This is a genomic window from Luteibacter sahnii (assembly GCF_034063545.1).
Lineage (GTDB): Bacteria > Pseudomonadota > Gammaproteobacteria > Xanthomonadales > Rhodanobacteraceae > Luteibacter > Luteibacter sahnii.
The window spans coordinates 251,338-274,875 of the sequence record NZ_JAQLOK010000002.1 but is presented as its reverse complement, the minus strand read 5'-3'; the positions used below and the strand labels follow the sequence as shown (position 1 = coordinate 274,875).

The 23,538-nt window shown below is 63.8% G+C and carries 24 protein-coding genes and 3 tRNA genes; 17 read left to right on the top strand and 10 right to left on the bottom strand.

Annotated features, from left to right (window positions below):
- Positions 1-14: 14 nt before the first annotated feature.
- Together infA and PI246_RS06585 are read right to left on the bottom strand one after the other, a co-directional pair.
- Positions 15-233, bottom strand: a complete 219-nt coding sequence (gene infA, locus PI246_RS06590) for a translation initiation factor IF-1 (protein ID WP_019466733.1) — start codon at positions 231-233, stop codon at positions 15-17.
- An 86-nt stretch (positions 234-319) separates the two neighbouring features.
- Positions 320-595 carry a polyhydroxyalkanoic acid system family protein gene (locus PI246_RS06585; protein ID WP_320550500.1) on the bottom strand — a complete coding sequence of 92 codons (276 nt, stop codon included), beginning with the start codon at positions 593-595 and terminating at the stop codon, positions 320-322.
- 131 nt (positions 596-726) lie between these two features.
- Between PI246_RS06585 and PI246_RS06580 the strand changes: the two genes are divergently transcribed.
- From PI246_RS06580 to PI246_RS06525, 12 genes are all read left to right on the top strand, one after another.
- Positions 727-1,497: an FHA domain-containing protein gene (locus tag PI246_RS06580; protein WP_320550499.1), complete on the top strand. Its 771-nt coding sequence runs from the start codon at positions 727-729 to the stop codon at positions 1,495-1,497.
- A gap of 293 nt (positions 1,498-1,790) precedes the next feature.
- A complete protein-coding gene (gene serC / locus PI246_RS06575) occupies positions 1,791-2,876 on the top strand; it encodes a 3-phosphoserine/phosphohydroxythreonine transaminase (protein ID WP_320550498.1) in 1,086 nt (361 codons plus the stop codon).
- 80 nt (positions 2,877-2,956) lie between these two features.
- Complete coding sequence (pheA, locus tag PI246_RS06570) at positions 2,957-4,057, top strand: prephenate dehydratase (RefSeq protein WP_320550497.1); 1,101 nt, start codon at positions 2,957-2,959, stop codon at positions 4,055-4,057.
- Entirely contained in the window at positions 4,054-5,166 is a 1,113-nt protein-coding gene (gene hisC / locus PI246_RS06565) for a histidinol-phosphate transaminase (protein ID WP_320550496.1), read from the top strand. The genes pheA and hisC overlap by 4 nt, the downstream gene beginning before the upstream one ends.
- The gene (gene aroA, locus PI246_RS06560; protein WP_320550495.1) at positions 5,163-6,470 is read left to right on the top strand and encodes a 3-phosphoshikimate 1-carboxyvinyltransferase; all 1,308 of its coding nucleotides are present in this window, start codon (positions 5,163-5,165) and stop codon (positions 6,468-6,470) included. The genes hisC and aroA overlap by 4 nt, the downstream gene beginning before the upstream one ends.
- A gap of 228 nt (positions 6,471-6,698) precedes the next feature.
- Positions 6,699-7,484 carry a 3-deoxy-manno-octulosonate cytidylyltransferase gene (gene kdsB / locus PI246_RS06555; protein WP_320550494.1) on the top strand — a complete coding sequence of 262 codons (786 nt, stop codon included), beginning with the start codon at positions 6,699-6,701 and terminating at the stop codon, positions 7,482-7,484.
- Positions 7,485-7,690: 206 nt separating this feature from the next.
- The gene (uvrC, locus tag PI246_RS06550; RefSeq protein WP_320550493.1) at positions 7,691-9,514 is read left to right on the top strand and encodes an excinuclease ABC subunit UvrC; all 1,824 of its coding nucleotides are present in this window, start codon (positions 7,691-7,693) and stop codon (positions 9,512-9,514) included.
- 44 nt (positions 9,515-9,558) lie between these two features.
- Complete coding sequence (gene pgsA, locus PI246_RS06545) at positions 9,559-10,173, top strand: CDP-diacylglycerol--glycerol-3-phosphate 3-phosphatidyltransferase (RefSeq protein WP_320550492.1); 615 nt, start codon at positions 9,559-9,561, stop codon at positions 10,171-10,173.
- Between the two features lie 38 nt (positions 10,174-10,211).
- Positions 10,212-10,287 (top strand) — tRNA-Gly (locus PI246_RS06540).
- A gap of 75 nt (positions 10,288-10,362) precedes the next feature.
- Positions 10,363-10,436 (top strand) — tRNA-Cys (locus tag PI246_RS06535).
- Between the two features lie 49 nt (positions 10,437-10,485).
- Positions 10,486-10,572, top strand: a tRNA-Leu gene (locus tag PI246_RS06530).
- Positions 10,573-11,092: 520 nt separating this feature from the next.
- Entirely contained in the window at positions 11,093-11,485 is a 393-nt protein-coding gene (locus PI246_RS06525; RefSeq protein ID WP_320550491.1) for a hypothetical protein, read from the top strand.
- A gap of 24 nt (positions 11,486-11,509) precedes the next feature.
- Here PI246_RS06525 and PI246_RS06520 read toward each other — a convergent pair whose 3' ends face one another.
- Complete coding sequence (locus PI246_RS06520) at positions 11,510-12,652, bottom strand: site-specific integrase (RefSeq protein WP_320550490.1); 1,143 nt, start codon at positions 12,650-12,652, stop codon at positions 11,510-11,512.
- Positions 12,653-12,859: a hypothetical protein gene (locus PI246_RS06515; RefSeq protein WP_320550489.1), complete on the bottom strand. Its 207-nt coding sequence runs from the start codon at positions 12,857-12,859 to the stop codon at positions 12,653-12,655.
- Positions 12,860-12,942: 83 nt separating this feature from the next.
- Here PI246_RS06515 and PI246_RS06510 point away from each other — a divergent pair, with 83 nt between their 5' ends.
- Positions 12,943-13,194: a hypothetical protein gene (locus PI246_RS06510; protein WP_320550488.1), complete on the top strand. Its 252-nt coding sequence runs from the start codon at positions 12,943-12,945 to the stop codon at positions 13,192-13,194.
- Between the two features lie 32 nt (positions 13,195-13,226).
- Here the strand turns inward: PI246_RS06510 and PI246_RS06505 are convergent, their stop codons facing one another.
- Positions 13,227-13,610, bottom strand: coding sequence for a hypothetical protein (locus PI246_RS06505; RefSeq protein ID WP_320550487.1), 384 nt, complete (start codon positions 13,608-13,610; stop codon positions 13,227-13,229).
- A gap of 1,016 nt (positions 13,611-14,626) precedes the next feature.
- Here PI246_RS06505 and PI246_RS06500 point away from each other — a divergent pair.
- Positions 14,627-14,914: a hypothetical protein gene (locus tag PI246_RS06500; protein WP_320550486.1), complete on the top strand. Its 288-nt coding sequence runs from the start codon at positions 14,627-14,629 to the stop codon at positions 14,912-14,914.
- A 247-nt stretch (positions 14,915-15,161) separates the two neighbouring features.
- Positions 15,162-15,647, top strand: a complete 486-nt coding sequence (locus tag PI246_RS06495) for a cupin domain-containing protein (RefSeq protein ID WP_320550485.1) — start codon at positions 15,162-15,164, stop codon at positions 15,645-15,647.
- 214 nt (positions 15,648-15,861) lie between these two features.
- On the opposite strand, the gene PI246_RS06490 is transcribed toward PI246_RS06495, so the two are convergent.
- Positions 15,862-16,203: a hypothetical protein gene (locus PI246_RS06490; protein WP_320550484.1), complete on the bottom strand. Its 342-nt coding sequence runs from the start codon at positions 16,201-16,203 to the stop codon at positions 15,862-15,864.
- Between the two features lie 945 nt (positions 16,204-17,148).
- Here PI246_RS06490 and PI246_RS06485 point away from each other — a divergent pair.
- Positions 17,149-18,831: a methyl-accepting chemotaxis protein gene (locus tag PI246_RS06485; protein WP_320550483.1), complete on the top strand. Its 1,683-nt coding sequence runs from the start codon at positions 17,149-17,151 to the stop codon at positions 18,829-18,831.
- 118 nt (positions 18,832-18,949) lie between these two features.
- Here PI246_RS06485 and PI246_RS06480 read toward each other — a convergent pair whose 3' ends face one another.
- Positions 18,950-19,873 carry a hypothetical protein gene (locus PI246_RS06480; protein WP_320550482.1) on the bottom strand — a complete coding sequence of 308 codons (924 nt, stop codon included), beginning with the start codon at positions 19,871-19,873 and terminating at the stop codon, positions 18,950-18,952.
- A 264-nt stretch (positions 19,874-20,137) separates the two neighbouring features.
- Here PI246_RS06480 and PI246_RS06475 point away from each other — a divergent pair, with 264 nt between their 5' ends.
- Positions 20,138-20,722: a methyltransferase family protein gene (locus PI246_RS06475; protein ID WP_320550481.1), complete on the top strand. Its 585-nt coding sequence runs from the start codon at positions 20,138-20,140 to the stop codon at positions 20,720-20,722.
- Here the strand turns inward: PI246_RS06475 and PI246_RS06470 are convergent.
- From PI246_RS06470 to PI246_RS06460, 3 genes are all read right to left on the bottom strand, one after another.
- Positions 20,703-21,392, bottom strand: coding sequence for a YoaK family protein (locus tag PI246_RS06470; protein ID WP_320550480.1), 690 nt, complete (start codon positions 21,390-21,392; stop codon positions 20,703-20,705). The two genes, PI246_RS06475 and PI246_RS06470, sit on opposite strands and share 20 nt — an antisense overlap.
- A 571-nt stretch (positions 21,393-21,963) precedes the next feature.
- Entirely contained in the window at positions 21,964-22,992 is a 1,029-nt protein-coding gene (locus tag PI246_RS06465) for a hypothetical protein (RefSeq protein WP_320550479.1), read from the bottom strand.
- 155 nt (positions 22,993-23,147) lie between these two features.
- Positions 23,148-23,480 carry a hypothetical protein gene (locus PI246_RS06460; protein ID WP_320550478.1) on the bottom strand — a complete coding sequence of 111 codons (333 nt, stop codon included), beginning with the start codon at positions 23,478-23,480 and terminating at the stop codon, positions 23,148-23,150.
- Positions 23,481-23,538: the final 58 nt, after the last annotated feature.

The window sequence follows — 23,538 nt, the reverse complement described above, 5'->3', positions numbered from 1 at the left end:
GAAGCAGCTTGCGCTTACTTCATGCGATAGGTGATGCGCCCCTTCGTGAGGTCGTAAGGGGTCATTTCGACCTTCACCTTATCGCCCGTGAGGATGCGGATGTAATGCTTGCGCATGCGACCGGAGATGTGGGCAGTAATGACGTGCCCGTTCTCGAGCTGCACGCGGAACATGGTGTTGGGCAGGGTTTCCTGAACCGTGCCTTCCATTTCGATGACGTCGTCTTTTGCCATGTGTTCCGAGTCGGATGAGTGGCCGCCGTGGCCTCATAAGTCCCCTATTATGGCACAGCCCCCGACGCCGGGGCCACCCGGCGGCCTCAGGCGAAGTGTTCGTCGAGCTTCTTGCGGATTTCGCTCTCGACCATGCCTCTTACGGCCGACAGCATCATCCCGAGCTCGACGGCCACGTGCACGTCGGTGTCCGACACGGTAATGGCGCCTTTGACCCCTGAACCTGAAAAGGTGTACGCGTCGCCCTGCCAACCGCCCGTGGTGCCCAGCTTCTCGCTCATGCGGGTCGCCACCTTCTCGACCACCGCGCGTGCCTCGGGGAGTGATTTTCCGTGCGGACGGCGGATGTCGATCTTGGCCATGGAGCGGCGCACCTGCGAATGGGAGGATCGCGCAGTGTAGCAGCCACGTTGGGCGACGATCACGACATCTTTACATTTCAAACAGATACCGCGACCTGCTAAAGTCGCGTCGTCAAGGTTCCGGTTCCCCCATGCGCATCGAATTCGTCAGTTCGGCCCGAGGTGATTTCCACTGGTCACGACCCGTGCTCACCATCGGTCGGTCGGAGGAAAACGATCTCGTGGTCGCCGACGGCCAGGTGGCACCGCGGCACGTCCAGGTCCAGCACGATCGCCGAGGCCTGGTGCTTGAGGTCATGCCCGACGCGGGGCGGGTCTACGTCAACGCGCGACCGGTGCGCGAGCGGGCCCTCCTGAGGCCTGGCGACAGCCTGTCGCTCGGCGAATGCCGCATGTTGATCCGGGACGACACGGATATCGACGCCCGCGTCGGCGCCCCTCCCAACGAGGCGCGCTGCACGGCCGCGTTGCGTCCGGTGGCCGGTCCCTTGTCGGGGCGGGTCGTGCCCGTCGGTGACCGCCTCGAACTCGGTGCCACTCACGGCGCCCTCCCGCTTGAATTGCCGGGCAACGATGCCGCGCTGCTCGGCCTCGCCTGGGACCAGGGCGAACTCGTGCTCGACGCGTCGCGCGTGCCGGCGCGGCATGCCGTGCGGGTCAACGGCGTCACCGTGGTGCGCGCGGCGCTCCAGCCCGGCGACCAGATCGGCATCGCGAACCATCGCTTCGTGCTCGATGCGCCCGGCTGGGCCGCCGAGCCCGTGCTCGCGCCGCCGCCCGAGGAGTCGCTCGATACCGCGCCTCCCGAGGAGGGCGGCGCCCGCGGCGAAATCTGGTGGCTGATCGGTACGGCCGCGTTGCTGGCGATCGGCATCGCAGCCGTTCTGTTCGTGAGACTCTGAGAGACGGCGCGTGGCCTGACGCGGTAGGGCTCGACCGCGGACGCCGCGGCCCTGAGGGTTCGCGGACACGGTCCGCTCCCATCCGACCAAGGCACGCGGGCGATCCACCGTACTTACTGACGGGGCAGGCGCCGATCGCATCGGCGATCCGGCGGTGGCCGGCACCCTACGAGCGATGCGGTCATCTTCCACCATCAGCCCATCGTGCGAACGACGCCGCGCCATGATCCCGCCCGATGTTGCCCTCATGACGCGCGCATAATGAGGGCTTCTCCTTCATGAGGGTAGCGAGCGTGACCAGAGCCTGGAACTTCAGCGCGGGACCGGCCGCGTTGCCCGAAGCGGTCTTGCGCCGCGCGCAGCAGGAACTGCTGGAATGGAACGGCTCCGGCGCATCGGTGATGGAACTGTCCCATCGCGGCAAGCGCTTCATGGCCCTGGCGGCCGATGCGGAAGCCCGCCTGCGGCGCCTGCTCGACGTGCCCGATGGCTACACGGTGCTGTTTCTCCAGGGCGGCGCCACGCAGCACTTCGCGCAGATTCCGATGAACCTAGCCGGGCCCGAAGACCACGCCGACTACATCGTCACCGGGCACTGGGGTGAGAAGGCCGTTCGCGAAGCCGCGCCCTACCTCGATGCCCGGGTGGCCGCCACCTCGGTCGACACCGACTACCTCAGGCTACCGCCGCGTGACGCATGGGTGCTCTCGCCCGGCGCGGCCTACGTGCACTACACGCCCAACGAAACGATCCACGGCGTGGCATTCCGTGACATCCCCGACGTAGGCGACGTCCCCCTCGTGGCCGACATGTCGTCGAACATCCTCAGCGAACCGATCGATGTTTCCCGCTTCGGCCTCATCTACGCCGGCGCACAGAAGAACATCGGCCCGTCCGGCCTCGTGGTGATGATCATGCGTGACGACCTGCTCGCGCGGGCAGGGCGCCCCATGGCGAACATCTTCCGATATGCGGAACATGCGGCCAACGACTCCATGCTCAACACACCCAATACGTGGGGCTGGTACCTCGCCGGGCTGACCTTCGAATGGCTGGAGGGGCAGGGCGGCCTCGCCGCGATGGGCCAGACCAACGCCCGCAAGGCTGGCACGCTCTACGGCGCCATCGACGGCTCGGGCGGGTTCTACCGCAGCCCGGTCGACGTACCTGCGCGCTCGCGGATGAACGTGCCTTTTACCCTGCATGATCCCGCACTCGACGCGGCGTTCCTCGCCGAGTCGGAAGATGCGGGCTTCCTCGCGCTCAAGGGGCACAAGGCCGTGGGTGGCATGCGCGCCTCGCTCTATAACGCGGTGCCGCTCGATGCCGTCAACGAACTCGTGAAATTTATGCGGGACTTTGCGACGCGCCACGGTTAAAGTCGGGAGCTCGCCGCATTGCAGCATCGCGTGCGGCGATATTCCTTTCAACTGCAACCATTTAGCCGTCCACATAGCCCATGAGCAAGTCTCCCGCCGATAAGCAAGCCACGTTGTCGGAAGCGCGCCAGCGCATCGACAGCATCGACCAGCAACTGCAATCGCTCATCAGCGAACGCGCCCGGTGGGCGCAGCAGGTCGGACGGGCCAAGGGCCCGCTCAAGGCGGCGGTGGACTACTACCGACCCGAGCGCGAGGCCCAGGTGCTGCGTGGCGTGATCGACCGTAACGACGGCCCGCTGCCCAACACCGAACTCGTGCGGTTGTTCCGCGAGATCATGTCGTCGTGCCTGTCGCAGCAGCAGCCGTTGAAGATCGGCTTCCTCGGGCCCGAGGGCACCTTCAGCGAGCAGGCCGTGCGCAAGCACTTCGGCCACGCCGCCTATGGACTTCCGCTGGGCAGCATCGAAGAAGTGTTTCAGGAGGTCACGGCGGGCAACGCCGATTTCGGCGTGGTGCCGGTGGAGAACTCCGGGCAGGGCATGATCCAGATGACGCTGGACATGTTCCTCGTGTCCAAGGCCACCATCTGCGGCGAAGTGGAACTGCGCGTCCACCAGAACCTCATCTCGCTCAGTGGTGAGCTGAAAGACGTCAAACGCATCTATTCGCATCCGCAGTCGTTGCAGCAGTGCCAGGCATGGCTGCGGGTGAACCTGCCCGATGCCGAGCGTATTCCCGTATCCAGTAACGCCGAGGCCGCCCGCATGGCCCGCCTGGCGCCGGACGCTGCCGCTATCGCAGGCGAAACGGCCGCGCGCGTCTATGGGCTGACGATCGTGGCCGGCCCCATCGAAGACCGCTCGGACAACACCACGCGCTTCCTCGTCATCGGCCGTTCGATCTTCCCCGCCTCGGGCAACGATCGCACTTCGCTGCTCGTCACCGTCAAGGACAAGCCCGGCGCGCTGTACGACGTGCTCAGCCCGCTCGCCCAGCACGGCGTCAGCATGAACCGCATCGAGTCGCGCCCGGCGCACACCGGCAAGTGGCAGTACGCGTTCTTCATCGACATCTCCGGACACGTGGACGACGCGCCGGTGCAAGCCGCGCTAAACGCCATGAAGCCGGCCGCCGCCGACGTGCGCGTGCTGGGCTCGTACCCGGTGGCGCTTCCGTGACAGATACGTTCGACGCCGCCGCGTTCGCCAACCGGGCGACCTCGGCGTTACGCGCCTACGATCCCGGTCACGACCTGCCCACCTTGCGCGCCCGGTTTGGCGACGTGCTGTGCGAGCTGGGGTCCAACGAAAACCCGCTGGGTCCCAGCACGCTTGCCATACGCGCCGCCGCCCGCGTGCTCGATGACGTCTTCCGCTACCCCGATCCGCTAGGCGCGTCGCTCAAGCGACGCCTGTCCGACGAGTGGGGCGTGCCGGTCGCGGCCATTACCCTGGGCAACGGCTCGCACGAACTGCTGATGCTGCTGGCGCAATGCTTCGCCGATGCCGAGCATCCGGTGGTGTTCTCGCGCTACAGCTTCGCGGTCTATCCCATCGCGGCCGCCGCCGCGGGCTCGCCGGGCATCGCGGTGCCAGCCCTGCCGCTGGACCATCCCGACGCGCCGCTCGGGCACGACCTCGATGCCATGGCCAAAGCGGTCACCGCGCAGACGCGGCTGGTGTATCTGGCCAATCCCAACAACCCGACCGGTACGTGGTTCACCGATGCCGCGCTGGAACGTTTTCTCGACGCGGTGCCCTCGACTACGCTGGTGGTGGTCGACGAGGCCTACAACGAATACGTCGACGCACCGGGGTTGAGCACGGCGCTGCACCTGCTGTCCCGCCACCCGAACCTCATCGTGACCCGCACCTTTTCCAAGGCCCACGCCCTGGCGGGCCTGCGCGTCGGTTACATGCTGAGCCATCCGTCGGTGGCGAGTGTGTGCGAGCGGCTGCGCGAGTCGTTCAATGTCAACGGCGTCGGCCTGGCCGCGGCCGAAGCGGCGCTCGGCGACCACGAGCACCGCGCCCGCGTGCGCGAGACCAACCGCCGCGACCGCGAGTGGCTGGCGGACGAACTCGTCGCGCGAGGCATGCGTGTGTTTCCGTCACAGACCAACTTCCTTCTCGTCGATGTCGGCCGCGACGCCGCCGAACTCGAATCCCGTCTCTACGACAGCGGCGTCATCGTGCGCCCCATGGTCGGCTATGGCCTGCTGAGCACGATACGCATCAGCGTGGGTAGCCGCGCCGAACTTCAACGCCTGCTGGAGCGTCTCCCATGAACCGTCTGGACTGGACGAGCCGCGCGGGCGGCCCCCTGTGCGGCGACATCGTCGTGCCCGGTGACAAATCCGTTTCCCATCGCGCCCTGATGTTCGGCGCGCTCGCCGAAGGCACGTCGCATATCCGCGGGTTTCTCGAAGGGGAAGACACCCGGGCCACCGCCGCGATCCTCGGCCGGCTCGGCGTGCGTTTCGACACCCCCGCGCCGGGCGAGCGCATCGTGCACGGCGTGGGCCTGCATGGTCTGCGCGGCGCCGACGGTCCGCTCGATTGCGGCAACGCTGGCACTGGCATGCGCCTCCTGGCCGGCCTGCTGGCGGGACAGGCCTTCGATGCCACGCTGGTGGGCGACGAATCGCTGTCGCGCCGCCCCATGCGGCGTGTGACCGATCCCCTGGGTGAGATGGGTGCGCTGATCGACACGCACGACGGCCGGCCGCCGCTGCACATCCACGGCGGTCGGCGCCTCAAGGGCATCACGTACCGCCCGCCGGTGGCGAGCGCGCAAATCAAGTCCGCGCTGCTGCTGGCGGGTCTGTATGCCGACGGCACCACCGAGGTGATCGAGCCGCATCCCACGCGCGACTACACCGAGAGCATGCTGAAAGCCTTCGGGTGGCCGATCGAGTATGCCCCGGGACGTGCGCAGCTCGAAGGTGGTCACATGCTGCATGCGGTGGATGTCGACGTGCCGGCCGATTTCTCGTCCGCCGCGTTCTTCATCGTCGCGGCGTGCATCGTGCCGGGATCGCTGTTGCGCCTGAAGGCGGTGGGTCTGAATCCTCGTCGTACGGGCCTGCTGGCGGCGCTGGAGTTGATGGGCGCCGACATCGCGGTCGAAAACGAGCGTACCAGTGGGGGCGAAGAGATCGCCGATCTGGTCGTTCGCCATAGACCGCTGCACGGCGTGGCCCTGCCGCTCGATATCGTGCCCGACATGATCGACGAGTTTCCCGCCTTGTTCGTCGCCGCCGCGGCCGCCGACGGCATGACCACCATCCGTGGCGCGGCCGAGCTGCGCGTGAAGGAGTCCGACCGTATCGCCAGCATGGCCAACGGCCTGAAGGCCTGCGGGGTGAAGATCGACGAACTCCCCGACGGCGCGATGATCCAGGGCGGCCCGATCGGCGGCGGCCATGTCGACAGCCATGGCGATCACCGCATCGCAATGAGTTTCGCCATCGCAGGGCTCGTTGCGACCGCGCCGATCACCATTGACGATTGCGCCAACGTCGCGACCTCGTTCCCCGGCTTCATGGACCTGGCCAACGGCGTCGGCTTCCGTCTCGACACGGCGGATTGAATCCACGGCATCGTTGGTCCGGGCCAGCCTCCCGCAGGGTGTCCCACGTCTCCCTCTAGGCGCCGACCCTGCGGGTGACCCGGCGCAGCCGACCCGATCGCCCTGCCACGTCGCGATGGCGAGGGATTCGGCCGCATCGGCGACGTCGATCTTCGCCCCCCCCTGCACGGCTTGCGCAGGCCCCCCTTTCCGGACACCCTTTGCGGTCTACCGCCCACGGACGCCTCCATGGCCAAGCCCATTCCTCCCTTTGTCGTCGTCGTGCCCGCGCGCTTTGCCTCCACGCGCCTGCCCGGCAAGCCTTTGCTAAGGATCGGCGGCCAGTCGATGATCCGCCGCGTGGCTAACCGTGCGATGAGCGCCGGGGCGGCCCAGGTCGTGGTCGCGATCGACGATCCGCGGGTGGGGCAGGAGCTTCGCGGCTGCGGCGACATCCTCGTCTGCATGACGCGCGAGGATCACGCCTCGGGCACCGACCGGATCGCCGAAACCGTCAGCCATTACGGCTGGCCCGAAGACACCATCGTGGTGAATCTCCAGGGCGACGAACCGTTTGCTCCCGCCGCCGGCATCCGCGCCGTGGTGGCGACGCTGGCGGCGGACGACGCCCCGATGGCGACCCTCGCCACACCGATCACCGACGCCCACGAGCTTTTCGACCCGAACGCGGTAAAGGTCGTGCGAGCCGCCAACGGCCGAGCCCTTTACTTCACGCGGTCGCCGGCGCCATGGGCCCGGGATGCCTTCGCATGCGATCGCGACACGCTGCCCCCGGCGGTGCCGTTCCTTCGTCATATCGGCATCTATGCCTACCGCGCCGGGTTCCTCCGCCGCCTCGCGGCGCTTCCGCGCACGCCGCTGGAGCAGGCCGAGTCGCTCGAGCAGCTCCGCGCGCTGGAACACGGCTACGCCATCTCGGTCAGCGACACGCCCGAGGCGTTTCCGCCGGGCATCGATACGGCCGAGGACCTGGCACGGGCCGAGCGCTGGCTGGCTGGGCAGGGCGGCGTGTAGGCGTACGCCCACACGTAAAGCAGTTGACCCCCGAGGTGTATCTGGTGGCGGGTCCGAGTGCCATGGAGCGGGCAGACCCGTAACCTATCCACGTCGCCAGATTACCTCCACGGACGGCGACATCCCACGGAAGGCCGACGCCGGCATGGCTTGCCCCATGCCGGCGTTTTCATGTCGATGAGCCCGCCTCGCGCTAACATGGCGCGATGGAGCACACCGAGTCGCATCCGTTCGACGGCAAGTCCTTCGTTCGCCACCTCACCACCTCGCCCGGCGTTTACCGCTATTTCGACGCGGACGACGAGTTGCTGTACGTGGGCAAGGCGGCCAACCTCAAGAAGCGCGTCGGCAATTACTTCCTGAAACCGCCGATGGATCCGCGCATCGCGTCGATGGTGTCGCAGATCGCCCGCGCCGAGGTGACGCTGACCCGCACCGCCGGTGAGGCCCTGCTGCTCGAGTCACAGCTCATCAAGTCGCTCAAGCCGCGATACAACATCGTGCTTCGCGACGACAAGAGCTACCCCTACATCTATCTCTCCGGCGGCGAAGACTACCCCCGGCTGGCATTCCATCGCGGTGCCAAGAGCGGGCCGGGGCGTTACTTCGGGCCCTATCCCAGCACCTTCGCCGTGCGCGAAAGCCTTGGCCTGATGCAGAAGCTGTTCAAGGTGCGCCAGTGCGAGGACAGCTACTTCCGTAACCGCTCGCGCCCCTGCCTGCAACACCAGATCGGCCGGTGCAGCGCCCCTTGCGTGAAGCTCATCGAGGTGGACGACTACCGCAACGACGTACGCCACGCCGAGATGTTCCTCGAAGGCCGCAGCAGCGCGGTCATCGATGAACTCGCCGCGTCGATGGAGAAGGCCAGCGTCGAACTCAAGTTCGAGCGTGCGGCGGCTTTGCGCGACCAGGTCGCCGCGTTACGCAAGCTCCAGGCCCAGCACTTCGTTCAGGGTGCCAGTGCCGACATGGACGTGATCGCCTGTTGTCTCGAGGGTGGCATGGCTTGCGTCAGCGTGTTGTTCTTTCGCAATGGCGTCAGCCTGGGATCGCGCGATTTCTTCCCGACCCTGCCCACCAACGCCTCGGTCGGCGACGTGCTCTCGCAGTTCATCGCGCAGTATTACCTGGAGCGCCAGGTGCCGCGCGAGCTGGTGTTGAGCGACCCGGTCGAAGACGGCGACGTGCTGGCCGGGGTGCTGTCCGAACACGCCGGCTACGCCGTCTCGCTCAAGCCCAGCGTGCGCGGCGAGCGTGCCCGCTTCCTCGAGATGGCCCAGCGCAATGCCAGCGCGGCGTTGACCTCGCGCCTCGCCAGCCGTCACACCCTGCTGGCCCGCTTCGACGATCTCCAGAAGGTGCTCGAACTGGAGGCCATCCCCCGCCGTATCGAGTGCTTCGACATCAGCCACACCCGCGGCGAAGCCACGGTGGCCTCCTGCGTGGTGTTCGGCCCGGAGGGGCCTGAAAAATCCCACTACCGCCGCTTCAACATCGCCGGTATCACCCCGGGCGACGACTACGCCGCCATGCACCAGGCGCTCACCCGTCGTTTCAGGAAAGTGGTGGAGGGCGGCGCGAGGCCCGACATCCTGCTTATCGACGGCGGCAGCGGCCAGGTGGCCCAGGCCATGGACGTGCTGCGCGAACTCGGTGTGGAAGGCATACGCGTGGTCGGCGTGGCGAAAGGTCCCGGCCGCCGCGCGGGTGAAGAAACCCTGGTGCTGGCCGACAGCGGTCGCACGCTGCATCCCGGCACCTCGTCGCCGGCCCTGCACCTGGTGGCCGCCGTGCGTGACGAAGCGCACCGTTTCGCCATCAGCGGGCACCGCCGGCGGCGCGAGGCGGCCCGCGAACGCAGTACGCTCGAGGACGTCGCCGGTGTCGGCGCCCGGCGTCGCGCGGCCCTGCTCAAGGCGTTCGGCGGCCTGTCGGGGGTGGAGGCTGCGGGCGTCGAGGAACTCATGAGCGTCAAGGGTATTGATCGCGGCCTCGCCGAACGCATCTATGCCATGCTGCATCCCTGATCGATCGGATGCGTCCCCGCTGCATCCCGTAACCGGCTGACCCCATGCGAATCAACCTGCCCACCTGGCTCACACTCTTCCGCGTCTTGCTGCTGCCGGTGATGGTGATCGTCTACTACCTGCCGTTCCGCGGCGCCAACCTGACGGCGGCGCTCGTCTTCGTGCTGGCCGGCGTTACCGACTGGCTTGACGGTTACCTTGCCCGTCGGCTGGACATGACCTCGGCCTTCGGGGCGTTCCTCGATCCGGTCGCCGACAAGCTGATGGTCGCCATCACGCTGTTCCTGCTCGTGCAGTCCAACCCCGGCGGTTGGCCAGGCATCCTGCTGGCGGTGACGGCAGCGGTGATCGTTGGACGGGAGATCAGTGTCTCGGCCCTGCGGGAGTGGATGGCCGAAATCGGTGAGCGATCGAAAGTGAAGGTCGCCTTCCTGGGCAAGCTCAAAACGGCCATGCAGATGATCGCCCTGGTGGTACTCCTGCTGCAGCACGACGCCGAGACCCTGCGCTATTACCACATCGGCGAGGCACTCCTCGTGGTAGCGGGCATCCTGACCATCTGGTCGGGCCTCGACTATCTGCGTGCCGCCTGGCCGGCGCTGCGCGGCAGGGACGACGAAGTGAAAAAAACGGAAAAAAAACCGGTGCAAGGTGGTTGACACATTCGCCAACTTCCCTAGAATAGCTGGACCACTACGCGGGAATAGCTCAGTTGGTAGAGCACGACCTTGCCAAGGTCGGGGTCGCGAGTTCGAGTCTCGTTTCCCGCTCCAGATTCCACAAAGCCTCGGGTGACCCGAGGTTTTGTTTTTTAAGCGCTATCGGATACTCTCCGCGTGCGCAGCGATGGCCGGGTGGCAGAGTGGTCATGCAGCGGACTGCAAATCCGCGTACGCCGGTTCGATTCCGACCTCGGCCTCCATCGCTTCCAAGGCGCACCGCTTCCGCGATGCGCCTTTTTTTCTTTCCGTGCCCGGATGGCGAAACCGGTAGACGCAAGGGATTTAAAATCCCTCATCCGAAAGGGTATGTGGGTTCGAGTCCCACTCCGGGCACCATCTCTCCCAACGGATTTAGCGCGTCGCAACGACCGCCGTACATCAAACCCGTAAAAATCACCGTAAAAATAACCCCTTACTCCCATCGAAGGCGGTTATCGAGGGAGACGTGGTCGGGAAGTGCGCTTAAGGCCTCCAGGAATTGAGTCAGGCCCTTCTTTCGGGCCGAGTAGCACCGCGAAAAATCCAAGCCTTGTCGGCGTAATCGGTTGGACGCTGACCGGGCCCTGTCTGCCCATTTCCCATCCAACAGAGCAAAGTCGCAATACACGAGTGCGGCCATGGCATGCTGGAAGTCAGCGCCATCGTTACACGTAACTGCCTCAGATCCGTTCAGAAAAATGGGGCGAAGTAGTTCGGCCATTATCAGGCGCGTCCGGGAGGCCGGGCGATCTACGCCCGCGTTTCTGGCCTGTCGCACGAAGTCGGCGGAGGCTCGTTGACGCCGTATGGTCGCAGCGACCTCCTCACATGACTCGTCGAAAGCCACTGCAACCTCTTCTCGCGCCGTGTCCCAGACGTGCTGAAACAAGCCATGGCCGCCGCTGGATTGTTGCTCGAGGATGGCACGCGCCATTTTTCCGTTCTCGGGCGGCTTGCTTACCGCCGGGAGGGGTCCGTAGCTCGGGTCAAGGAGAATATTCGCCAAGTCGATGCAGTAAATGGCGGGAAGCGCGCGAAAAATGAAGCGATCAATTTGAGCCGCGTGCCGTCTGTCAGATGCTCTGCATACCTCTGCCATGTTGGTGTCGCTGATACATATCACCCCATCCGTCCTGTGGATATGGGTGACCAGCGCACTGCCCAGCTCGTCGTTCTGAGAGAACTCGCTCATAGCCCAGTGATCGAGATAGATCGCAGGTCGGCTAAATACTTGGCTTACGATCCGCACACCTTCGCCGAAATCGAGTAGGTGAATCCCCACAGGATAGACTCCCTAGTTATGATCTTCGGGGGTACGCACGGTTGGAACTCCGAAGTCGTAGACGTCCATCATCTGCTGTGCCTTGTGTCCACTAGCCTGCTGCTTCTCTCCTCGGGTGCCCTTCGTGTTTGTGATGCCCTTGCGCTTCAGGTCATGCGGGCCGAAGCGCTGCTCGGCGGCCAGGACGCCCTCGGCAATCGCGAGCTTCATCAGCCTTTGAAAGGCGCTGTCGAAGCTGCTCTTCGCGAGCGGACCCCCGGTCTGGTTCACGAAAACCACACGGTCCTTGGCATGCATGGGCACCGGCATGCGCCGCGCGCCGACGATTTCGTCGCGCCTGGCCTTGGCCGCGTCCCATGCGGCGCGGAGCCGCCGCGTCCACTCCACGATGTTGTCGCGCGAGCCCTTGCGCCGGTTCGTCATGATTCCGTTGGGCAGCTCGGCGTCGTCGGCGAGGGTGATCACCTCGATGCCCCGCAAGCGGCACAGATACATGAGCTCGACGGCCGGCCACAGGTAGGGTGCCACGGCGCCCTCGCGGTGCGCCGTGTAGGCGCCCCGGGCCTTGGCAAACTCCAGCAGGCTGGCAAGCGCGCGGTCGTCGGGGAGGCGACGCTGCTTCCGTTCGGTCGCCTGCTCCAGGCCGGCGCAGGGGTTGATTTCGCAGTAACCGCGGTTCTTGGCCCACCGGAACATACGCCGGAGGTAGCGGAGTAGGGCGTTCGCCTTCGTCGGCGTGCCCTGGCCGGCGATCTTGTCGATGATCTTCTGCATAAGCGGCGTGGTCATGCCGCGCACCGCGAGTGTGCCGAGCTTGCCGGCCGCCGTGGGGAAGGTGCTGGCGATGCGTCGGCACTTCTCGTACCCGGCCTGGGTCGCTGGCGCGAGGCTCCGGAATTTCTCGCTGCCGGCGAACTGCTCCATTACGTAGTCCAGCGACCGGCGGTCGACGCCGGCCAGCTGCTCCATGACACGGTGCAGGTCGGACATAAGCGCGGCGGCGTCGGCCACCTTCCGGCGAGACGCCTTCGCTCCCGGCAGGATCGTGTACCAGACCCGGTCACGCCGATCCCAGTAGCAGCCCTTCGGCAGCTTCGCCTGGTCGATGTGGTCCGGAATGGTGGCGTCCGGCCGCCGGGGGCGTCCTCGGGGCATTTACACAATATCCGCTGAGTAGGTTCGGTCGTTGGCAGCCGAGGATACCCCCAGCGCCTTGTTGATCGCCTCGAGCGTCGTCCACGGTCCATCGGCGCCGTCGGCGAGCGGGATACCCTGGTTGCTGGCCCAGCGCTTCAGCGCCGCCGGCTGGGTCAGCCCAGATAGACGCCGGAGCTCTGCCGCATCGATGATGTGATGATTCACGGTTAGCCCCCGGCTAGCGCTGAGTTGCCGACGCTTGGCGAACGCGGCAGTATCGCAACAACCACACACGGAGGAGTAATGGAATGCCTGCAGAATCTTTTAGGCTGATCTCGGTGGACGAAGTCGATGTTCTTTACAAGGGTGGCTACTATCGATTGGTTGCTTCCGGCGAACTGAACGAAGAAGACATGACGGTCGAGCTTGCCAACGCGAAGCTGCTCGATGATCAGAACAACATTTTCAAGCAGCTTCCGCGCCAACGGTTGGAGGCTGTGTCGAATGAGCTTGGTAGTCAGCACGATTGGCTGAAAAAAAGAGTAATGGAGCTTTTCTGAAAGCATCGAGGAGCCTACGACAGCCACGCCTCTTACTCCTCGGTTGCGGTGAGAGCCGCCCGCAGTAAATAGATGGTCATATCCATCGACTCCTCCAGTGCGTGGCGTAGCCATTCTTGGTGGACGAGATCCGTTCGATCGACGGTGGTCCCGTACTTGGCCAAGCCGACCTGCTCGCGCTGGCGGAACATGGCAATCAGCTGGGTAAGGGTGGCGCTGTCAGCTGGCGGCACCACCGCACGGTTCAGCACCTCGCGCGCTGCTGCCATGTCGGCCTGATGTGACGGGCTGGCTTTTCGCGAGACATCGCGCCGATGCAACTCGGATGCACAGCGGTTCATCGGCTCGCCGTCGATCTCATTGAACACGGCACGTGCGCACAGCCAGGACTCCGGGAAGAAGCGAAGCATGCTCATACCAGACCCTCTTTGACCGCGCGGTCGAAGTCGCTCTTGCGGAAGCGCACATAGGGAAGTCCTAGATCATCGGCAAGCCGGATGGCAGCCAAGGCAGCCATTTGCCACGACCTGCCCATGGCGGAGCACATTCAGCCGGTAATCGCCATGGACTCGACACTTGCCACGGAGCGACAGAGCTCGCCTGCGCGATACCGCGGCGTCGAAGGGGGGGCGGGCCGATTCACTTTGCGCTGGCCGGAGGCGCTGAGGAAATAGCTCATGCGGCGATCTTCTAGCCCCATCTTCTCATGGGTTACGACGCCCTCAAGGCACGAAGCCTTGGCGTCTGACCACCCCGCAGCTATCGTGTGGGGCAGAAATCCTCTTGCTTCGGCCGCGTGCGATCCCGCTTTGGGGGCAGGGCACTTAAGTTGCTGACAGGTCCTGCCGATGAGCTACGGACCATTCGGAGGACATCGCAATGAACGGATCGATGAGAAGCGCCGCGCTCATAGTATTGCTGTGCTGCGCAGTAGCGGGTTGCGCGAGTCAGCCAAAAGGCAATGTCGTTTCGTCAGGCCGAGGGATTGTGGTCCAGGAGACGAAGCCAGCGGGGTATCCGACCACTCGGATCGAAAAAGATAGCCTGGGAAACTGCACGCGGATCGAGGAAGATTTTGTCCCCGGAGTGACGATCCAGGGCAATAGGACCTGGAATATGGTCTCCAAGATCATGAGTCTCGGCGTCAATTGTCCTAGCTCATGATATTGTGAGTACGCTTTGCAGTATCGCTACGGGAGGCCTTGTGCCCCACGGTTCGTAGTGAATCATTCGAGTCCCACTCCGCCCAGTCCCTTCAACGGGCTGACACTCGTCACCTCGCGCTCGCTCAGTCCGTCTCACCATTCGGGCATGTTGTCGTACGGCTGGGCGACTTGTGCCGCGACAGCACCTGGATGATCTGCGTAAGCACGCCAGCCGTCGCTACGAAGCATTGACGCACGGCATTGGACGATGAGACCAGGCACCACAGATGGCCTTTGTGGGTATGAGAGACGATAAATCTCCCTGGTTAGCCCAGCTTTCGATTGAGTACGCGGTGATGAGCGACGCGGCGCTCGAGGGAGACTTCGACGAAGCGCGCTTTCGGGCATCTCTCATAAGCAAAATTGCCGAAAATGCGAGGATGGCCGACATCGCCTCCATGTGTCATCTCGTAGAGGCGCTGCTCGGGCCGTCAGGAACTAGGCCCAGCGAGCGCTATGTCCATGCGGTGCTCGCCCTCGGGGAAGCGATCTATCCGGATCGCAGGAGAACGTGATCCCTCACACGCCGCAATATCGGTGTTACGAACCGATTCGACCTGTGGCACACCTTATCGGGTAGATACGATGGGATCGAAACCCGATTGATCCACGACCATGCGGGCCCTGTGATAGTGGTGCTTGGTTATCATGGGACACCGGGGAAAACGAAGCGCAACGATGATTTGCTGGCGCTTTCGCGACCGCATTTGATAATCGACGAAAGTGGCATCACACGACCAAGTCGCGTTTCTGGAGCCGTCCATGTCCAATCCCTCGTTATCGCATCACTCCGTTGCAGTCGTTGCCGACGAAGCGCCAGCCAGGCTCGCCCCGAGCAACTACCCTGAGCCCTTCGCGTCCATGATGGAAGGGCGGATCAAGCGACCGCTGGGAGATCTTTTCGGTCTGCAAGGGTTCGGCGTGAATCACGTGACGTTACCGCCGGGTGCGATCTCTGCGTTGCACTATCGCCATTCGGTGCAGGACGAGTTCGTTTTCGTGTTGACCGGCGAGCTGACGCTCGTACATGACGCAGGCGAAACCCTGCTGAGGGCAGGACATGGCGCCGGCTTTCCGAGTGGCGGCACGGCACACCACCTGGTCAATCGGTCGGATGCCGACGCGACCTATCTCGAAGTCGGTGATCGCCGACCCGGGGATAGCGTGTCGTATCCAAACGACGATCTCCAGGCGGTGCGATCGGCGTCCGGATGGCTGTTCGAGCACAAGGACGGTCAGCCTTATTGACACATCGACACGCCTTCACGGATCGAACGGCGTCCCCATAGGCGGGGCGGCGGCCCGTTGCACTCATCCCGCCTGGATCGCGGGCGCCTTGTTGAAGGGGGGGATGCGCCTCAATGAATCCCTCGTGTTCAATGGCGGAGTGAACCCGTGATGGCAGCCATCCGATGCCCCACGCCCCATCCTTTTTTGTCACTCGCAAAAGCCAGGCGCTAACTCAACCTGTGCAGACCAGTGTCATGGTCAACCGCCTTATCGTGGCCCGTTTCACCGTGTCGATGGTGCCCGTCGCCTCTATGCGGTAATCGGGGCAGTCGAGGTCTTCCTCGGGATTGCCCTTGATGGCGCACGTTGCCCGCATGTGGAAGGCTTTCTCGCCCGAGCGATCGACAGAGACGTCCCTGCAACGGTCAAGGGTGCGCGACATGACCAGATCGCTTCGCTGCAAAAAGGTCACTAAGCCCGCGTCCGATGTCATGTCAGGCTTATTCGCCTCCGTGGCATGGATGGACGAGATCAGAAAGATCGATACGAGTAAGACACCCGTCTGCCGCTTCATTTGCCGCCTCCCTGGTTGGTGAATCTACGTCATGTCTTTTACCCGAGGGTAGAGGCATGCTCGGGGAAGAACTCTGACGGGATGCAGGCGCAGGTACTTGCGTGTCTAGAGTCCGCTTCCGTACTCGATACGCGCGTCCAACGGATTGGCCCAGGCGGTTACCAACCTCATGGGCTCCTCCGCGCCGTCACCGGCCCCGTTGGCGCCGCCCGTCCGGCGGGCGGACATCATGAGTTCTTTCAAGTGGCTCACAGGCCTTGCCATAAAACGTCACGTCCCGATCGACCATACGCACGCGTTCGCAAGAAAGGGCGAATCGCGTCGAAAGATGACGCATTTTCGGCTATGAGAAAAATCTGAGCCTTTAAAGTCAATGGCTTAGGCTTGGCATGGCCCATGCTGTGGTCAGGGCAACGCCGCTCTCCGGGGGGAGGATTCGCTATGTCATTGCACGCGTCCGGAACGTATTCGGCACGACTACCGTCGTGCCCCAAGGGCTCGGCTGAAGTCGTACCCGTGCTGGAGGGTAAGGATCCGTGGGGTGTCCTCGCCGGTCGGTTGTCGCCCTCCGGACGGCACCATGCGATGTCGCACGAAGCGTTTCATCTGCTTCTGGCCTTGCGATCCTCGGATCTAGAGCGCGTCCGTGGGAGCGCTGCCGAGCTGCGGCGGCTGTCCGGCGATCGGGGGCTCCCCCAGACCTACGGGGCAGTCGAGGCGCTTGAGCAGGCGTTGGCATCCGCCCATGGATCCGCCGCGCCGGAGGTCCAGCACGCGTGCGTCCTGTTGATCCGGACGATGGTCCGCGACGGTCTCGTCAATAACGCCGTGGCGCCGGGCGTTCGTCGTCGCGACTGACGCATAAGGCCTCGGCCGCGCCAGCGAACGTTTTAATCACTCTCATGGCCGACAGCGGATGCTGGCCTGACAACCAGGGGGCTCATCATGCGATTTTCGGTCCGCGCAAAAATCTTTTCGGCCATGGGCATCGCCCTGGCCTTGATGCTTGTCCTCGGGGGCGTAGGCCTTCTGGGCGTAAAGAAAACCTACGCGCTCGCGGATGCGATGTACGAAGCGAACGTCGTGTCCATCATGAACGTCGCGGAAGCGAAACAATCCATCGTCAACCAGCGCCTCGCGCTGCTGCGTGCGATCGCGGACCCCAAGCTCGGCGGCACGGCGCAACGGGTGCACGAGGCGATGACGAAGGAGGCGGCGGCGTGGGCACGCTATTACCCGGCCAAGATCAGTTCGGCGGAAGAGCGCCAGGCGGCGGAGGCCTATATCGCCGAACGCCAGAAGGCGACGCCGCTGGTTGAGAAAGAGATCGCGCTGCTGGAGGCCGGCAAGATCGACGACGTGCGCCTGATGCAGGTCGGCGTCGTCGGTCCGGCACTGGGCCAACTGGTCGAACGGATGGATGCGCTGGCGGGCATGAACTCCATCAAGGCGAGCCAGGCGGCGACCGACGCGGAAGCGCGTTACGTCGCCACCCGCAATCTTTCCGTCGGTTCGCTGGCGGCCGCCGTGATCGCGCTCCTCGTGGTCGCGACGTTGCTTGCGCGGGCCGTGCTGGTTCCCTTGGGCAAGGCCAGGACACTGGCGCAAGCGATCGAAGGTGGCCACCTCAACAACGCCACGGTGGTTTCGGGCAACGATGAGTTCACCGATACGCTGCGTGCCCTGGACACCATGGACAGGCGCCTGGCCGACATCGTCACCGACGTGCGCTACATCTCCCAGCAGGTCTCGTCGTCGGCAGGGGACATCGCGCAAGGCAACGATGATCTTTCCCAACGTACCCAGGAGCAGGCCAGTTCACTCGAAGAAACCGCTGCCTCGATGGAAGAACTGGCGTCGGCCGTGAAGCAGAATGCGGACGGTGCCGAACAGGCGCGTCAGCTGACGCAGCGGGTACGGGGCGACGCGGAGATCGGTAGCCAGGTGTCGGCCGAGGCCACCGAGGCCATGGCGGCGATCACCCAGGCGAGCAAGCAGATCGGCGAGATCGTGACGCTGATCGACGAGATCGCGTTCCAGACCAACCTGCTCGCGTTGAACGCCGCCGTGGAGGCCGCACGGGCGGGCGATCAGGGCAGGGGCTTCGCGGTGGTCGCGGCGGAAGTGCGCAACCTGGCACAGCGCAGCGCGGCCGCGGCGAAAGACATCAAGACGTTGGTGGCGTCCACCGTCGAACGGGTCGACGTGGGCGCGGCCCTCGTCGGCCGCACGGGAACCGCACTCAGCGAAATCGCCACCGGCGTGCGCTCCGTCAACGCCATCGTGGACGAGATCGCAGCGGCTTGCCAGGAGCAGGCCGCCGGCATCAACCAGGTCAACAACGCCGTGGTGACCCTGGACGACGTCACCCAGCAGAACGCCGCCCTGGTCGAGCAGGCCAGTGCAGCCAGCAAGAACGCGTCGGACCTGTCCCAGGAACTGCTGCGCAAGGTCGCTTTCTTCGCCGTCGAGGAGGGCACGGCCAAGGCCACGGCGGCGGAGCCCGTCCGTGCGCCCGTCGGGAAAACGGTCGTCGATGCCGCGCCGGCGCCCACGCCAGCGCCGGTATACCGACCCGTTGCCGCCATGGCTATGGCCGGTGACGACACGGCGTGGCGAGAGTTTTGACAGTATGTTCTGGCGTCTCGTCGTCTTCCATTAAACTAAACGCCACGAGATTCCCGAACGAAAAAGGGCTCGGACGTGCCGAGCCCTTTTCGTTCGGGACGTGATTAATCCTCTGCCGTCACCAAGGGAACGTCCAATTGTATTCACTACCGCTTCCCGTGCAGGACGGCGCAGTGGGGTCGCCGATGCAATGTGGACCGGTGGCCGGGGGTACATTGGACGCAGGAGGGTCATAGGTGGAAGCACCCCACTTACGGGCCGCTACCCAGATAGCGGCATTGCCATCCGCTTGGATATTAAATAGTGCGCTATCCGCGTGGAGAACCGGCGGGCTTTCGTTGGACTGATACGTGAAACCTGCCGGATAGGACTGGTTGCTCGTGCCTTGCCACACGTAGCCGGAGTCATTCCACGTCGTCAAGTGTCCCTCAAAGACGGCATAGAGTGCTGGTCCGCCGTTGGCTCGCGTCACGTTACTTGCCCATACGGGCTTACCGTTATGGTAGAGAACGAGATTACCGTCGGTCTGAAAAATCCACTGATTACCATTGGGGCCGTTGTAGACAACGCCCCGCTGAAATTGGAAGCCGTACTGAAACACGAGGGGCTCAGCCGCAGGAGCGCCGCCGGGAGTTACGGTGTTGGTCACCCAAACCGGCGCGTAAGCCATGACCACCGCTCGACCGACATCGTCTACCGTAAATTCGTTTGCCAGCCCCGCGTCCGCGGTCGTACCGGTCCACCAGATGGCTCGATTGTCAGCGGTGTAGAGTACGAAATTGCCGTCACCCTGCATAACGGCGTGGGTGGCTCCGGAACCGCCTGTTTGGGTATTCCAAATGGCTACCCCGTCCGAAAGGCGATAGACGACAAAATTTCCGTCACCCTGCATGACGGCGGTATAGCGACCGTCGTGGCTAGCCAGGCTCTGATTGACATTGAGTTGTTCACCCGCCTTGAGCCAGGCGGCTGCGGCGGGCATCGAGATGGAGCCGCAGAGGGTGAGTCCTGCGGCAGCAATGTATTTCATTGACGTTTTCAAGTTTCATCCCCTAATTTCCCGAAATTCCGTCGGGATCACATGAAGCATGCAGCACGAATTCGGTGAGGTATGTAGGTGAATTCTTCTTGACATGTAGGGGAAGTCCTACAAGATTGAGGTCTGAAGGGCATGTAGCATGTCGGCGAGCAGCGCATGATCGTTCGACGGCGAGAATTGCCCACCTTAGACTTGCCGTGCCTTCCTATCGAGCGAGTACGCGAAAACCTTGATTAAGTGGATTCGGCAGAGGAAAGGGCCGCGCACATGACGACCGGAACCTGGCTCAAAACGGGCATCGACCTGGCCTGGAAGTGCGTCGCCGTCTATTGGCTGTGGCATGCGTGGGGCAATAAGGCGACCCTCCGTACCGAGGGCTGGCCAACCCAGGCGCTGCTCTACTGGGCCCCGCTGGTCGTCGCGTTTGTGTTGCTTGGGCCGGGCGAGTGGTTCGGCCACAGTTGGCTTCGCGAGGGCATCGTGCCGCATGTCGTGCCCGTCTTTGCCGTGGCGCTGCTCCTCGTGGTGGCGGGCGCGACGCTGGCATGCTGGTCGCGCCACCTGCTGGGCCGCAACTGGAGCAGCGTGGTGCAGGTCAAGCGTGAGCACGAACTGGTCGAATCGGGTCCTTACCGATGGATCCGCCATCCCATTTATACCGGGCTGCTACTCATGTTCGCTGGCTCTGCGCTCGATGTCGGCGATGTCCGCGGCATCCTGGCGGTAGGTATCGTGCTGGTGTCGTTCGGGTGGAAGCTCCGCGCCGAAGAGCGCATGATGCAGGCGACATTCGGCGACCGATACCTGCGCTACCGCCAACGCACGGCGGCGCTTATTCCCGGGGTGTGGTGATGCCCGCGGCGGCCTTCGCTCGTCGTGACAACCAGAGGGTGGACAGACCCACCACGGCGGCGAAAGCCGCGCTCAGGGACAGGCAGCGTCCCTGCCAGGTGGCGTAAGCCATGGCGCTGGTAACGGCGCCGACGACGAAGCTGGTGATGACGGTCAGGCAGACGGCCACGCGGCGTGCATCGACGGGAGCGCCGCGCGCTTTCTGGCCCAGGGCGATGCCCAGGTCCGTGAACATACCGGTGAGGTGCGAGGTTCGCAGCAGCGCCCCCGATAACGCCGACGTGAGGCCGTTCTGGATGCCCATCGCGCCCGCGCACAGCATGACGCCGAGCCACGGTCGTTCCGGCAGCAGAAGGCTTGCCACCGACAACAGTAGGGCCACTCCGAAGAGGAGACCCGCCGCAGCGATGGAGGGCGTCCACCGCGGCCCCCGCGCCACCGTCGCGCTCATGGCGCATCCGAGGGTGAATGAGGCGATGACCCCGGCGGCGTGCGCGAGCAGGTCGACGTCACCGGCGCCCAGGCCGATACCGGCCTCGGTCGAGATGCCGGTGAGATGGGTGACGCCGACATGCCTCAGGGAGAGCAGGGCGGTCGCGTTGACGCTCCCGGCGACAGCGGGGAGCAGGGCGGCCCAGGACCATATCCAGCGGGGGAAGTGCGGAACCATGGAAATGTTTGGAGGCGAGGTGGGCATAGCATAAATCGACTCGGCCCTCGTGCGCTGGTCTGGCGTATCCTTATGGCGGACACTTGCCTCGTTCGCTCCGTGTTCGCTGCCATGGTGACAGCACGCGAGGATGCCGTTTTGCGTGAGTTGCGACGAGGCATCGGGGTATCGCTGTTGCTCCCCGATACCGAATGCACCAGTCGCTTTTTCAACATCGAGGCGGCTTACATTCGTACGTTTATCAGGGCATTTTGCGGCTGTATTCGCTACCGCTCACCGTGCAAGACGGCACGGTGGCCTCGCCAATGCGCTAGGGTGTGGCGACCGCGGACAGCTTGGTACAGGACAAGATCCCGTCGGTTTGAACGGTCCCCTGGTTCGAAGAATACCAAGCCGCCCTGGCCCGTATTGGCGTGAGCGACCGTGCCTCCGGCGTAATATCCAACGTACTTCTGCGTGGCCGATTGCGCAGCGGTAGCTGCATTAAAAAGCAGTAGACCCACTAACGCGCCGATAAGCTTTTCAGTTTAATGCGGTCGACTCTTAGAAGAAAGTCCGAGGCGGCAAGGGACTATTCCAAGAGGAGATTCATCCAGGAACTGACATCGGACGTACCCGCGCAGAAAGACTGATCCACGGCAGAGCTGCTGCATTGAAGGGCCCTGATTTTCAAGCCCTCCGAGGTGTAGTCCGATCTCAACGAGGGAAGGTCTCGGACGCCTTTGCATGCCGAGCCGCTTAAGCCGGAAAACCATGCAAAAGGCGCCAGCCAAGTCACGTCGGGGTCATTTTCAATGGCCGAAAAGAAGCGGCCGGTCGGATCGGTCTCGACGTCGCTGCAACCCTGCATGGCCCCGGGAACGACGATATATTTCTTGCCGGGTGCATACTGCTTCAGGGCCGCGAATGTGTGGGACCACTTGCTGTCGCTATCGCCATACTCATCGAAGCCCACCCAGTCGAGCAATTTCATACCCGCGAAGAACTTGTCGAAACCCTTTCCTGTGAGGATAGACGCAATGGGAAGGGACGCGGTTCGGCTGTCCTGCCTCACCGCATTCATCGCGTTGACGAACGAAGGGTTGGCCTGGCCGTTCACGTCGTTGAGACACACGTCTCCATTGGGCTCGTCCACGATGTAGACCGCGACCACGGTACTGCGCGCAGGGTCACCGGGGATCAGATAGCCCTGGTCGACCATGGCCTGCGAAAACGACGACCAGGAGGCCGCGGCGGTCGGGTCGTTCTGCCAGCAGCTTATCCGACCATCACTTTCGCGGACCGCCTGGAACACAAATGGAAAGGCGGGAACCATGGCGTGAACATGCGCAGCTTTCGCCGCGGCAAGCTTGTCCAGCACCTGGGACATCGTGACCTGCTTGCCGGACGGCGACGTATCGCCGGGCCAGGCGAGTATGGAATAAAGGTTGATGTGATCCTTCATTTCGAAGAATCCCAAGCCACCTTGGCCCGTATCGGCATGAGCGACCGTGTCTCCGGCGAAGTATCCGAAGTATTTTTGCGTGGCTGCCTGGACGGACATAGCCGAACTGCAAAGGAGCAGACCGGTTAATGCTGGGAGGAGGCGTTCGAATTTCATGTGGTTGACTCTATGAGTCGGCCTTCATTTCCGTATACATCGGTGCGCCTCGCAGATTTACCTGCGCGGCGCGACTCTGCCTTTTTCTGTCGCTGAGGGCCAAGCGATGCCTAAGGCGCATTCGACTACTGCATGATCAGCGCCATGCAAACCCGTTATTGAACGGAGTCGACGCCGAACGAACGGAAGTAACACGACGAGCCAACCACTTCGTACTCGATCAGTACCTTGAGGTTGGACGCTTTGGCCGCGAGCACGGTCGCGTAGAAAGCCTTGCCTCGATCGGTGGTATCCGCTGGATCCATGACGATGCTGCCCGATACGCAAGGCGAGCCGGTGTAGTAGACAGCCGGGCCGTTGTACATCTGCAACCGCCACGAACTAGGGTTGCCGATAATGACCGATGTGTTCGCCGATGCGGCACCACTGGCGCTGAGGCATAGAACCAGCGCGACGAGAAGCCTGGAGTTCAGGTTTTTGGAAAGCATTGAATTTTCCCCTTTTTTTAACGACGACCGATTATCGTCTCGCTGCTAGGAGATTCTA